Origin of the sequence: Micromonospora cremea, assembly GCF_900143515.1 — a bacterium.
GTDB classification, from domain to species: Bacteria; Actinomycetota; Actinomycetes; order Mycobacteriales; family Micromonosporaceae; genus Micromonospora; species Micromonospora cremea.
In genome coordinates, this window is sequence record NZ_FSQT01000002.1 from 4,250,826 (window position 1) to 4,263,139 (window position 12,314).

Genomic DNA, 12,314 nt, shown 5'->3' on the forward strand with positions numbered 1-12,314 from the left:
CGGTACCTGACCGGAAACAGACCAGGAGGCGTGGCCCGTGGACGTGAGTGACCTGCTGACCGAGGCGTACGACCGCCTGCCCGACCTCGTCCGCGCGGCGGTCGACGGCCTCACCCCGGAGCAGCTGCACTGGGCGCCCGGTCCGGGCGCCAACACGATCGGCTGGCTGGTCTGGCACCTGACCCGAGTCCAGGACGATCACGTCGCCGACCTGCTCGACACCGACCAGATCTGGGTGAGTGGCGACTGGGCGGGGCGGTTCGGACTCACCGCCGACCCGGCCGACACCGGCTACGGCCACTCGCCCGCGCAGGTCGCGGCGGTTCGGCCGGAGAGCGCGCAGGCGCTGATCGACTACTACGAGGCGGTCTCGGGGCGGACCCGCCAGTTCCTGGCCGGTCTGCGTGCGGCGGACCTGGACCGGGTGGTCGACGAGGCGTGGGACCCGCCGGTCACCCTCGGCGTCCGGCTGGTCAGCGTCGCCGAGGACGACCTGCAACACGTCGGCCAGGCCAGCTACGTCCGCGGCCTGATCGGGGTCGACTGACCGGCGGCGTCCGCCCGGCTCACGCCACGCCCCCGCTCGTCACCCGGTTCGGGTGAGCCGGCCTCACCCCGGCGCGGGTGATCCTGCGGGGAAGCGGGGGGAGGGGACGTGATGGGAACGACGATCGCGGAACACCTGCGACAGCTGGGCTCCGGCCGGCGTACCGACCTGCCGGAAACGACTTCCGGGACCCTACGGCTGGACGCGCGCGAGGACGGCCATACCGAGCACTGGCACCTGACCGTCGCCGACCAGCACGTGCGGGTGACTCGGTCGGGCGACGACGCCGAGTTGGTCATCCGCGCCGCCCCGGAGGTCTTCGACCGGTTGGCGAGCGGGGAGACCCACGTGGCGACGGCGCTGCTGCGCAACGAGCTGACCGTGCAGGGCAACCTGCAGCTGCTGATGCTGCTGCGGCGCATCTTTCCCGGGCCGGCCGGTGCCCGCCATCCGCGCGAGCTGGGTCGGGCCGCGATGGCCGCGCGGGAGGGGCGGCAGTGAGCCGGGAATGGGTGCACGTGATCGCCGGGAACGCCTTCGCGATCAGCGACGGGCAGGGCGACGTGGTCGATGACCCGAACACTCCGGTGGGACTCTTCTCGTTCGACACCCGCTTCCTGTCCCGCTGGGTGCTCAGTATCGGCGGGGAAGAGCTGAACGTGCTCTCCCGCGACGACATGACGTACTTCGAGACCCGGTTCTTCCTGGTGCCGGGCGCGGCGAGTCACTACGTCGACGCCGACGTGTCGGTCATCCGGCACCGCTCGATCAACGACAGCTTCAACGAACGCATCACGTTGCTCAACCACTCGGCGCGGCCGGCCGAGTTCACCGTGCGGATGGACATGGGCAACGACTTCGCCGACCTGTCCGACCTGGCCGAGGTTGCTCAGGGCCGGGAGCTGCGACGACGGGACGTCTGCGTCGCCGCCGACTCCGCGCGCAGCCAGCTCGTGCTGCGGTACGAGCGGGAGCGGTTCGCCCGCGAGACCACCGTGAGCAGCACGGCTTCCGCCGACGTGGACGAGCGGGGGATGACGTTCCGGATCCGGATCGAGCCCGAGGGGATGTGGGAGACCGACCTGCACGTGACCATGAACATCCGGGGCGAGGGCGGCCGGGACCTGCGCAAGGACCTGGAGGCACACCGGGAGCACGTACGCGTGGGGATGCGCGAGGATCTGGCGGCGTGGATGGACCGGGCCCCGCAGTTGGTGGCCGAACGGGATGGCCTGGAGGAGATCTACCGGGGCAGTCTGGCCGATCTGGCGGCGCTGCGGTACCTGCCGCTGGCGCACGAGACCCGGGTGCCGGTCGGCGGCCTGCCGTGGGCGATGGGACTCTGCGGGCGGGACAGCATCATCACCTGTCTGCAGACCATGGCGTTCACCCCCGAGCTGGCCCCCGCGACGCTGCGGTTGCTGGCGCTGTTGCAGGGTGGCCAGCTCGACGACGAGCACGAAGAGGAGCCGGGCAAGATCCTCGCCCAGCTTCGCTACGGCGAGTCGGCTGCGTTCGCCGACCGGCCGGACGTGCTGTACTACGGCGCGGCGGACACCACCCCGCTGTTCGTCGTTCTGCTCGACGAGTACGAGCGCTGGTCCGGCGACGCGGACCTGGTCCGCGAGCTGCGCCACCCGGCCCGGATGGCACTGGACTGGATCGACGAGTACGGCGACCTGACCGGCGACGGGTACCTGCGCTACCAGCGTCGCAACGAGCGGCACGGCCTCGTCAACCAGTCCTGGAAGAACTCCCCGGACGCGATCACCGACGCGTGCGGGCGGCAGCCGGCCTTACCCCGGGCCACCTGCGAGTTGCAGGGCTACGCGTACGACGCGAAACGGCGCGGCGCGCGGCTGGCCCGGGAGTTCTGGGGCGATCCCGGGTACGCCGACCGGCTGGAGCGGGAGGCGGCGGAGATGAAGGACCGGTTCAACCGGGACTTCTGGTTGCCGGAACGGGAGTACTACGCGTTGGCGCTGGACCCGTACGGTGAGCCGACCGACGCGCTGTCATCCAATATCGGGCACCTGCTGTGGAGCGGGATCGTCACGGACGACCGTGCCGAGGCGGTCGCCGAGCACCTGCTCGGACCGCGACTGTTCAGCGGTTGGGGAGTGCGGACCTTCGCTGCCGGGCAGCGCCCGTACAACCCGGTGGGCTCACACCTGGGGGCGGTGTGGCCGTCGGACAACGCCCTGATCGCGGCCGGGCTGCGGCACTACCGCTTCGATGCGCAGGCGGGCCGGATCGCGGCCGGCATCTTCGACATGGCGCAGACGCTCGGCGGGGCGGTGCCGGAGCTGATCGCCGGCTACGAGCGCAGCCGGACGAAGTACCCCGTTCAGCTGCCCGCGGCCGGTCGCCCGCAGTCGTGGTCCTCGGGCGCGCTGCTGATGCTGCTGGGCGCCCTGCTGGGGCTGCGTCCCATCGGCGACAACCTTCTGGTCAACCCGGCCCTGCCAGCCGGGTTCGGCAGAGTCGAGCTGCTGGACATCCCGGGCCGTTGGGGTCTTGCCGACGCGTACGCCGGAGACCGTTCCGCCACCGCCACCGGCCGTCGCCGACTTCGCTGATCGGAAAGCCGCGTCACGGCACGCCGTCGGCGGTGACGCCGACGTCTCGATCACTGTGCGCGGTGGGGGCGGGTGGGGTGGGGGTGCGGCGGGAGAGGGTGCGGTCGATGCCGACGAACAGCAGGCCGAGCAGCCAGAACGCGATGGCGAAGAAGACCGCGCTGATCGCCACCCCGGCGTAGCCCAGCTCGCCCGCGTCCAGGAACGGGTACGGGTAGCCGTGCACGACCAGACCCCGCAGCAGGGCGAAGCCGAGGTAGCCCAGCGGAAACGCCAGCCACCAGGCCGCGTACCGCGGGCGCAACTGGCCGCGCTGGTCGAACAGCGCCCAGTCGGCGACCGCCAGCAGCGGCACCACCGTGTGCAGCAGCTGGTTGCCGAGTGCCTCGCCGACGGCCCGGTCCGGCTGGGCCATGGCGAACGGGCTGGCCGGGTTGGCCAGCACCAGGTGGTAGACCACGCCGGTGATGGTGATGTAGAGGGTGACCGCGCCGCGTAGCGCCGACGGTGGATCGGCTCGGTCCCGCCACGCGCTGAGGCCGGCGTACCCGGCGAGGGCGCCGACCGCGACGTTGCTCTGGATGGTGAAGTAGGGCAGCAGCCCGGTGACGGTGGCCGGGCCGAGGGCGGTGAGTGCGATCCCGGCCAGCACGCTGAGCACCACCACCAGGCGCAGAACCGCCGCCGCGCGTCGCCGCCGCAGACTCATCGGGGCAAGCTATCAGTCCACGGGCGACCGGCGCTGGGCTGGACGAGTCGCACGCCCCGCCGCGCGAGGGCCGGCGGGGGAGCCGCCAGTGTGCGTCCCGGCTGGTCAGGTCGGTGGGCCGCCCCGCCGGGAGTGCCGGCCGTCGCTTGGTCCGGTGCGGTCCGGTCCGGCAGCGGTGGGCCGGTTGTCGGGCGGGCTGGGCGGCTGTGGGCGCCGGCTCGGCGCGGTCTCTGGTCGCCCGTCGGTCGCCCCGTCCGGCGCCGGCCTGGCGGCCAGGACCCGGGTGCAGTAGTCGGCCACCCGCTGCCGGTCACCGGCGGCGGCGATCAGACCGGAGAAGGCCGGGTTGTCGAGGGCTGCTGCGCGGTCGTCCCCGGCGACCGCCTGGTACGCCCGGCACGGGCCCGCCATCTCAGCGGTGACCGAGGAGGCGGGCGGCACCGACCCGCTCGTGGCGGGGCTGCCCGGTACGGCCTGACCACCGGTGACCGGGGCGGTGACGGCGGGTGGATCGGCGGGCGCCGGCGTGGTGGCGGTGGGCGGCTGCGGTGGACGGGGCGCAGGGCCGGTGGCGGCGGCCAGCGCCACGCCGCCGCTGGCGACGAGGGCCAGGGCCACCACGGCGGCCCTGCCACCGAACCCGGCGAGGCCGCGTTTCCGGCGGGCTACGGCCGGTGCGGCCTCGGCGACGCCCTCCCCAGGGTGCCGGGCGTGCTCTGCATGGAGGCGGCCGTGGCGCTCGCGGCGGAAGGCCAGCACGGCGACGTCTTCGCCGGCCAGCTCCGCGGGGCGCGGCGCGGCGCGTGCCGCGGTCAGCAGCAGCACGACCGGTCGTGGCCCGGCCGATGGCTCGACCGTCCCGCCGAGCAGCCGCTCGGCGGTTTCCTGGTCCATCCGGTCTGCGTTCATCTCGTGTCCCTCAGCGCCGCCCACCTGCGCGGTGTCACATCCGCCCCGGGGGGGGGCGGGGTGACGCGCGAGGTGGACGGTGGGGACCGCTGGTGAAACGCCCGTGGCCGCCGAGCCCGCTCAGCCCATGGTCTTGGCGCCGTCGATCGCCTCGCGCAGGATGTCGGCGTGCCCGGCGTGCTGAGACGTCTCGGCGATCACGTGCAGCAGCACCCGGCGGACCGTCCAGCTCGCCCCCGGCTCGAACCAGGGCGCCTGTGGCAGCGGGTGCGCCGCGTCCAGGTCGAGGGTGGCGATCAGCTCGTCGGTCTGCTCGGCGATCTGCCGGAACCGCTCGACCAACCCGGCCAGGGTCTCGCCCTGCGCCATCTGGAACTGGCCGACCCAGTCGACCTCCTCGCGCTGCATCGCCTCCGCGCCCCCGACGGCGAAGAGCATCCACCGCTCCTCGATGCCGGCCACGTGCTTGATGAGGCCGCCGAGACAGAGCTCGCTGACGGTGCTGCGGGTGGCCGCCTGCTCGTCGGTCAGGCCGTCGACGGTGTGCAGGAGGAAGCCCCGGTGTCGGCGCAGCGTCTGCAGCAGGTCGGCCCGCTCCCTGGTGAGCTGCTCGGTGCTGGTCATGGTGCCGCCTCTCCGTCGATGTCCCCTCGCCGCCAGCGTAGGAGGCGGCACCGACAATTCCGGACCCGACACGACGGCGGCGCGGGCCGCCAGCGGTTGCCGATCCGCGCGCGGGGCGGTCCACTGAACGACATGGGTGTGATTAAGGTGGGCACGTCATCCTGGGCCGACCAGTCGCTGCTGCGCTCCGGGTGGTACCCGCGCTCGGCCAACACCCCAGCCGGCCGACTCGCCTACTACGCCGGCCGGTTTCCGCTGGTCGAGGTGGACACCTCCTACTACGCGATCCCCGCGCCGGAGATCACGCAGGGCTGGGTCGACGCCACACCGGCCGAGTTCACCTTCGACGTCAAGGCGTTCGGTCTCTTCACCGGTCACCCGACGCCGGTCGCCGCGCTGCCCCGCGACCTGCGCCCGGCCGGCGGCCCGAGCCGGATCCGTCGCCGCGACCTGCCGGAGCGGGCGTACGACGAGCTGTGGTCCCGGTTCCGGGCGGCGCTGGACCCGCTCGCGGCGGACGGCAAGCTGGGTGTGGTGCTGCTGCAGTTTCCGCCATGGCTGGTACGCAGCGCCGCCGCCGAACGCCGGATCGCCGAGCTGGCACAGCGGTGCCGGCCGTGGCGGGTCGCCGTGGAGCTGCGGCACGGGTCCTGGTTCGACGAAGAGGCCGCGCCGGCCACGATGGACCTGCTGCGCGCGCACGACCTCTCGCTGGTCTGCGTCGACATGCCGCAGGGCCACCCGTCGTCGGTGCCGCCGATCCTGACCACCACGGCGGAGCCGGCGATCGTCCGGTTCCACGGCCACAGCGACGCCTGGCGCGACGGCGACAAGCAGGACAAGTTCCGCTACGCGTACGCCGATGGCGAGCTGCGGCACTGGGCCGGGCTGCTGGCCGAGCTGGCCGGCCCGGCCGACGAACTGCACGTGCTGTTCAACAACTGCTGCGCCGGTCAGGCCCAGCGCGACGCCACCCGGCTGGCGCAGCTCCTCACCGAGAACATTCTCGGAGCCGAACCCGAGCGCCAGAGCGTCCAGGCCCGCGCCACGTCGACCGGCTGACGGTCGGGCGTCCGGCACTCAAGTGCCCACCGGGCGGACGCTCGGTGGGCGGCGCCGCTGCCGTCAGGAGCGCCGGCCCCGGGTCCGCAGCGCGTCCTCGGCCCGTTCGTCGATGTCCGCGTCGTCCGGGAAGGACCGGCGGCTGGGTGCCGGGTCGGGGGGCGCGCCCGGTCCGGCCGCGGCGGTACGGGTCGGTTCCACCGAGCCGAAACCGTGCCGACCCGCCGGGCCGGACCGGCCCGCCGGGGCGCCGGCGCGGCGCTCGCCGCGCCGTCCCTCGGGCACCGCCGTCTCCTCGCTGCCCTCGTCCATCGGCGAGTCCTCGTCCGCGCCCCAGGGCGGTTCGGCATCGAAGCCGTCACTGGTCTTCCACGGCTCGACCGCCTCTGGCTGCAGCGGGTCGCCGCTGCCTCTGGGTCCCTCGTGCGCCGTCATGGCCACCCCGCTCGTCGGGTCCGCCGCTACCGGCGGACGATTGCCCTCCCCGGGCCGGTCAGGAACCGCCCGGTCGCACGCCGCACGCCGCGCGCCGTGCCCGTGACGGCGACGCAGAGCCGGCCGGCGCCCCGCCGTCGAGGTGCCGGCGGGACGCCGGCCAGCCCGGCGCTCAGCGCCCGGCCATCGCCATCTGCCGCTTGCCGGCGCCCATACCGGCGATCTTGACCATCCCCTTCGGGGCGCTCGCCAGCATGCCGGCCCGGCCGAGCATCCCTCGGAACACCTGGCCGGGCTTCTGCTGCTCACCCATGTACGCGGTGACCACGACCAGGGTCCCGGTCAGCGCCGGGATGGCCCACTGGAGCAGCTTCATCTGCCGCTGGGAGGAGGCCACGCTGGCCGGGGTCTGGTGGTTCGGCTCGGTGGCGCCGTTCACCGGTGGGGCGCCCGCCTTCTCCAACCGCATGCCGATCAACCGGCTGTAGCCGGTCACCGCGAGCGCGCCGATGGTCAGCGCCGTCTTGATGGTGCTGGCCCGGGCGACACCTGACTGGCTGGCCACCCGTGGGCTCTCCGTCACCAGCTCACCGACCGCTCCGGCCAGGTGGGCGCCGATCGCGGCCGCGTTGACCGGGGTCCACTTGGACCATCCGGCCGAGGCGACCGGGAGCCGCTGGGTGGAGTCACTGATCTTCGCCGCTGCGCCGTTGACGCCGAGCGCTCCCATGAGGGAGCCGCCGAACCAGGCCGCCAGACCCAGATCGTGCATCGAGCGCAGTGCGGTATGCCGTTCGGACATCTGATCCCCTTCCGCCGTGTCGGGCGCTGCGGCTTACCCGCCGCCCGGGCGGCTAACCCCGTCCCTGGCCGGCCGATCCGCGCCGCATCCGGTACTCCGGGGACATCCGGGCCCTGGGTTGCCGCATCGTCGCCGGCAGGAGTCGTCCGGTCCGTGGTGGGTAGATCTCGACGGACGCTGAGGGAGAGGGGAACGGGATGTCGCAGCCGGACGAGAGCCGGGAGAAGACCGCCAAAACTGACGCGGTGCTCATGCACCCGGACAACGACCTGAAGAAGAACACCGCGGAGGTCCCGCCGCGCAAGGACCACGGTGAGGTCCGGGTGGAGCGCGACGGCGACCTGGTGCCGCTGGATCAGGACGAGTGAGCGGGCCGGCCGGGCCATGCGGCGACCGGCCGGCACCTCTCAGCGGCGCGGCAGGTCGCCGGCGAAGCGGGCGACCCGCTGCGCGAGCGGGGTGCCCGCGCGGACCCAGGTGAAATGGTCCAGTGCAGCGCCGGCCTGCGTCACCGTGTACCGCTCCCGGGCCAGCGGCGCCGCGGTGAGCTTCGCGCAGAGGTGGTCCATGGACTCGTGCGGCGTGTACTGGTCGTCGTCCACGCTGACCGCCAGCACCGGGGTTCGGACCGCGCGCACCGCCGCCTCGGCGTCCGTGCCGTCCAGCTGGGGGAAACGGCCGGTCCGCGCGGTGTACGCCCAGTCTCTGATGACCCCGCGTGCCTGCCGGCCGCCGAAACCCCAGCCCGGCCAGACCCCGAGCAGCGCCGCGGTCGCGGCGATCCCCTGGGTGGACGCCAGCACGCCGAGGCCGCGCCGGCCCGGATAGCTTCGCCAGTAGGGGATGCCGACCGCGACCAGCGCCAGCCCGTCCACCGCGTCATCACCGTGCAGGGCGAGGCGCAGCAGCGCGGCCTGCCCGCCGAGTGAGTGCCCCAGCAGCAGCCGGGTACGTCCGTCCAGTCGCGGCTTGAGCGCGGCCAGCACGGTGCCGACGTCGCCGGCCAGCTCGCTGTAGCCGTGCCGGTCGCCGCGGCTCGGCGCGGGGGTGCTCGTCCCAGTGCCGCGCAGGTCGGCGACGACCACCGCCAGCCCGGCGGCGCGCAGCGCGGCCGCGAACGGCCGGTAGTAGCGGGCCCGGACCCCCATCGCCGGCCAGATCACCACCATCGGCGCGCCCGCCGGTCCGGCCGGCTCCGGATACACCTGCACGCCGAGGCGACCGCCGTCGACGTCGACGAACTCCTGCGCGTACTCCGTGTCCCCGTTCACCGGCCCAGCTTACGGGCCGCCATTACCGGCGGGTAGCAGCCGCTTTCGGAAGCCTGCCCGCGCCGATCTGTCTGGATGCGACGGAGGCCCCGCCGGGTGGCGGGGCCTCCGTGAGGACTCCGGTCAGGAGACGGAGATCGTCCCGTTGCTGGCCCGGACGCAGGCCACCGCCCGGGCGCTGGTGGTGGCGGCGCCGCTGAGGCACTGGCCGAGCACCTGGTGCCCGGTGGCGTTCGGGTGCCACGACTCCTGGCAGGTCTGGAAGTAGCTGACGCAGGTGTTGGCGATTCGCTGGATGGCGATCTTGTCCTTGCCGGAGAGGCTGGTGACGAAGGTGCCGTTCGGGCTGTCCTGCAGTCGGATCGGGGTGGCCAGCGCGCCGGTCGGGCTGGTCGACGACTCGCAGAGCCGCGCGCCGTCGAAGGCGCGCTGCACGTTGAGGTAGACCAGGTCGGCGGCGGGGAACTCGGCGGCCAGGGTGTCCCGGGTGGACTTCACCAGGGTGCCCAGGCCCTGCGAGAAGCGGTGTCCGGGCATCAGGCTGGCCCGGTGGATCGGGCAGCCGGCCGCGTACCGCTCGGCTCCCAGGTCACGGAACTTGTCCCGGGTGTCGTCCCGGCCGTCCTCGGTGTGGAATGTCGGGTTGAGGTCCATCGGCAGCGGGTTGGTGTAGTCCTGGAACACGATCCGGTGCTGCCCGTCCGCGTCCACCTGGTCCAGGGTGGTCAGCAGCTGTCGTACCGCGGCGGTGGTCTCCGCGGTCGCGGCGCTGAGCTGCGCGGCGGTGGCCAGGTCGGCGTCGCTGCACGGCTTCTGCTCCACCGGGCCACCCAGGAACGCCCAGAACTCCCACCAGCCCGTCCAGGCGTCGGCGATGAACCGGTTGGCGCACTTCTCCGCCACGCTGCCGAAGGTGAACGAGCTGTTGTTCGAACCCAGGCCGATCAGCACCAGGTCGATGTCCTGGGTCTGCGCGACGGCGCGCAGCTGGCCGATCTGAGAGGCCACCGTGCGGCCCTTCTCACGCGCCACCGACGCGGTGGCGATGTCGTGCGGCTGGCCGCCGGAGCAGGCCAGGTTGAACCGGTTCTGGATGCCCGCCAGGGTGGCCTGGTTCAACGAGGCGTTCGCCGAACGGTGGCAGAAGAACGCGTTGTTGTTCGGCGCCGTCCAGCCGGGGAAGCCCTGGGCGACACCGTTGACGTCGACGACCGGGATGTACGCCCCGGCGCCCTCGCCGCTGATGAAGCTGTCGCCGAGCGCCACCGCGGCGGTGGGCAGCGCGGCGGACGCGGGGGCGGGCAGCGCGACGGCGGTCGACAGCGCCGCCGTGACGATCGTGAGTGCCGCGGCGAGCGCGGTACGCCGGAACCTGGGCATGGGGCCCCATCCATCGAAAGATGAAAGATTCTCTGAGAGCGCGATCAGATCACCCTCGCGCGACAGGCGTCAATGGCTCGTAACAGATTCGTTCGATGAATGACACGCCCGAGCGGGCTGCGCGACACCGGCTGGCCGTAGCTCCCACGGACGGCACCCCGGCCGACATCGTCGAGGCCGTCTGGGGCGTGCACGCCCAGGTCATGTCCGAGCTGTCGGTCGGTCTGCGTGCCGGGGGCGCTGACCCGCGCCGCGCTCGGGAACGAGCCCACCCTGGTCAAGGGTTTCGGCCCATGCACCTGCTGCCCACGCGGGACCTGCCGATGTGGACCGGAGCCCTCGCCGCCGTCGCGCGGGCCCGGCCGGACCGTGATGCGGGCACTCCACAACGGGCAGAGCGGCAACGACCCGGCGCTGTCGCGTCGGGGCGAATGCCCGACCGACGGTGGGCCGGTGGGACCGCGCGCCTGAGACTGGTGGCGCCGAGCGACCTACCGGTCGGGCTGCCGGCGCCGCCTCAGCAGTGCCGCGCCAGCGGCGTTCAGACCGACACCCCAGATCAGCAGGACGCAGAGCCACTGCGCCCACCGCAAGACGCTCATGTCACCGGAGAGCAGGTTGCGCACGCTGCCGTACGGGGTGAGCCAGGCCTGGGCGGGCCGGAGTGCGTCCACGGCGCCCAGCAGCGCGTACAGGCTCAGCGGCAACACGATGGTGCCGAGGAACGCGACGACGGGCGAACGCAGCAGCAGGCCCAGCCCGGTGCCCACCAGCCCGGCGACGACCTGCACCAGCACGCTGCCGACCGCGATGGTCCCGGCGTGCCGCCACGGGTCGTCGGCGACGTCGGCCGGGGTCAGGGCGAGCGTCGCGGCGCAGATCAACACCCCGACGACGCCGATGACGACGGCCGGCAGCCCCACCGCGAGCACCGTGGGGATGACCCGGACGGCGTCGGGCGCCCGTCGCAGGTCGCGCACCAGCAGGATGCCGAAGAGCGGCGTCGCGACCGACATCAGGCTCTGGACCGTGTCCGAGAGGCCGGCGAACGTGCGGTCGGCGGGGTCCATCGCGGCGGTCAGGGCCACGGCGGCGAGCAGCCCCGCCAGCAGGGTGCCCGCGAGCAGCCACCGTCGAGCCGGCGTAACGATGGCGCTCCGGGAAGTGCCGCGAGTCGTCGTCTCTTCCACCCCGATGGCCTCCTGACGGTTGGTCGTACCCGGATCTGTTGGCGTGCTCATCGGATCGGCCCGCGGTGGAATTCGGCGCGCCAGCGGCGTACCCCGCTCTGGTCCTGGATCTCCTCGACCCGCAGCGGCGCGAGCCCGGCACCGCCGAACGCGTCGATCTCGGCGCGGGTCAACGGCCACGGCGGCGCGACCGGCGTGGGCTCGTCGTCGGCGCGGCCGGCGGCGATCACCAGCAGCGTGCCGCCCGGCGCGACCAGCTCGCCCACCGCGTCGATCGCGGCGGCCCGGATCTCCGCGGGCAACGCCTGCACGGTCATGCTCTCCACCACCAGGTCGAACGACCGTCGCCAAGCCTCCGGCGGGGCCAGCAGGTCGGCGGCGCGGTAGTCGACCGCCGAGACGGGGTGCCGGTCCCGGGCGGCGGCCACCGCGGTGGGCGAGATGTCGAAGGCCACCGTGGCGAAGCCCAGCCCGGCGACGTGCTCGGCGTCCCGTCCGTACCCGCAGCCGACCACGACCGCCCGTCGGCCGGCCCCAATCGGGCCTCGCTCGGCGGTCCACTCGGCGAGCAGGCCGTGCGGGGCGTCCCGGTCCCACGGGACGACCGCCTCGCCGCGCCCCGCCTCGGTGTAGAGCCGTTCGAACCAGCCCGTCGGGTCGCCGGCGGCCAGCGACGCGGCGGCCAACCGCCCGGTCGCCTCGTCCTCGTCCATGACGCTCCCGCCCCGCGCCGGCGCGTGCCGGCCGCGATCGCCGGTAGCGTAGCGGCTGAACGTCCCGTCCGTGGCCCCGTGATCACCGCCGGC

Annotated in this window: 14 protein-coding genes; 5 read left to right on the forward strand and 9 right to left on the reverse strand. The window is 73.6% G+C overall.

Features of this window, described 5'->3' with window-relative positions:
- Positions 1–37: 37 nt before the first annotated feature.
- From BUS84_RS33430 to BUS84_RS33440, 3 genes are all read left to right on the forward strand, one after another.
- Positions 38–547, forward strand: a complete 510-nt coding sequence (locus BUS84_RS33430) for a mycothiol transferase (protein WP_074318354.1) — start codon at positions 38–40, stop codon at positions 545–547.
- A gap of 111 nt (positions 548–658) precedes the next feature.
- Positions 659–1,048 carry an SCP2 sterol-binding domain-containing protein gene (locus tag BUS84_RS33435; protein WP_074318355.1) on the forward strand — a complete coding sequence of 130 codons (390 nt, stop codon included), beginning with the start codon at positions 659–661 and terminating at the stop codon, positions 1,046–1,048.
- Positions 1,045–3,126: an amylo-alpha-1,6-glucosidase gene (locus BUS84_RS33440; protein ID WP_074318356.1), complete on the forward strand. Its 2,082-nt coding sequence runs from the start codon at positions 1,045–1,047 to the stop codon at positions 3,124–3,126. Before BUS84_RS33435 ends, BUS84_RS33440 begins: the two co-directional genes overlap by 4 nt.
- Positions 3,127–3,139: 13 nt before the next feature.
- Here the strand turns inward: BUS84_RS33440 and BUS84_RS33445 are convergent, their stop codons facing one another.
- The 3 genes from BUS84_RS33445 to BUS84_RS33455 all read right to left on the reverse strand — a co-directional run bounded on the left by BUS84_RS33445 (position 3,140) and on the right by BUS84_RS33455 (position 5,368).
- On the reverse strand, positions 3,140–3,835 hold the full coding sequence (locus BUS84_RS33445) for a Pr6Pr family membrane protein (protein ID WP_167627087.1): 696 nt from the start codon (positions 3,833–3,835) through the stop codon (positions 3,140–3,142).
- A 105-nt stretch (positions 3,836–3,940) separates the two neighbouring features.
- Positions 3,941–4,744: a hypothetical protein gene (locus BUS84_RS33450; protein WP_143728596.1), complete on the reverse strand. Its 804-nt coding sequence runs from the start codon at positions 4,742–4,744 to the stop codon at positions 3,941–3,943.
- A 120-nt stretch (positions 4,745–4,864) separates the two neighbouring features.
- Positions 4,865–5,368: a DinB family protein gene (locus BUS84_RS33455; RefSeq protein ID WP_074318358.1), complete on the reverse strand. Its 504-nt coding sequence runs from the start codon at positions 5,366–5,368 to the stop codon at positions 4,865–4,867.
- A 132-nt stretch (positions 5,369–5,500) separates the two neighbouring features.
- Between BUS84_RS33455 and BUS84_RS33460 the strand changes: the two genes are divergently transcribed.
- Complete coding sequence (locus BUS84_RS33460; protein WP_074318359.1) at positions 5,501–6,430, forward strand: DUF72 domain-containing protein; 930 nt, start codon at positions 5,501–5,503, stop codon at positions 6,428–6,430.
- A 63-nt stretch (positions 6,431–6,493) separates the two neighbouring features.
- Here BUS84_RS33460 and BUS84_RS33465 read toward each other — a convergent pair whose 3' ends face one another.
- Together BUS84_RS33465 and BUS84_RS33470 are read right to left on the reverse strand one after the other, a co-directional pair.
- Positions 6,494–6,865 (reverse strand): hypothetical protein, encoded by a 372-nt coding sequence (locus tag BUS84_RS33465; RefSeq protein WP_074319303.1) that lies wholly within the window; start codon positions 6,863–6,865, stop codon positions 6,494–6,496.
- A 172-nt stretch (positions 6,866–7,037) separates the two neighbouring features.
- Entirely contained in the window at positions 7,038–7,667 is a 630-nt protein-coding gene (locus BUS84_RS33470) for a hypothetical protein (protein ID WP_074318360.1), read from the reverse strand.
- Positions 7,668–7,864: 197 nt separating this feature from the next.
- On the opposite strand from BUS84_RS33470, the gene BUS84_RS38460 reads away from it, so the two are divergent.
- On the forward strand, positions 7,865–8,035 hold the full coding sequence (locus tag BUS84_RS38460; RefSeq protein WP_159451101.1) for a hypothetical protein: 171 nt from the start codon (positions 7,865–7,867) through the stop codon (positions 8,033–8,035).
- A 39-nt stretch (positions 8,036–8,074) separates the two neighbouring features.
- Here the strand turns inward: BUS84_RS38460 and BUS84_RS33475 are convergent, their stop codons facing one another.
- From BUS84_RS33475 to BUS84_RS33490, 4 genes are all read right to left on the reverse strand, one after another.
- Positions 8,075–8,938: an alpha/beta hydrolase family protein gene (locus BUS84_RS33475; protein WP_074318361.1), complete on the reverse strand. Its 864-nt coding sequence runs from the start codon at positions 8,936–8,938 to the stop codon at positions 8,075–8,077.
- Between the two features lie 123 nt (positions 8,939–9,061).
- Positions 9,062–10,318 (reverse strand): SGNH/GDSL hydrolase family protein, encoded by a 1,257-nt coding sequence (locus BUS84_RS33480; RefSeq protein WP_074318362.1) that lies wholly within the window; start codon positions 10,316–10,318, stop codon positions 9,062–9,064.
- Positions 10,319–10,809: 491 nt separating this feature from the next.
- Positions 10,810–11,508: a hypothetical protein gene (locus tag BUS84_RS33485; RefSeq protein WP_143728597.1), complete on the reverse strand. Its 699-nt coding sequence runs from the start codon at positions 11,506–11,508 to the stop codon at positions 10,810–10,812.
- A 47-nt stretch (positions 11,509–11,555) separates the two neighbouring features.
- The gene (locus BUS84_RS33490) at positions 11,556–12,221 is read right to left on the reverse strand and encodes a class I SAM-dependent methyltransferase (RefSeq protein ID WP_074318364.1); all 666 of its coding nucleotides are present in this window, start codon (positions 12,219–12,221) and stop codon (positions 11,556–11,558) included.
- Between the last annotated feature and the right edge of the window lie 93 nt (positions 12,222–12,314).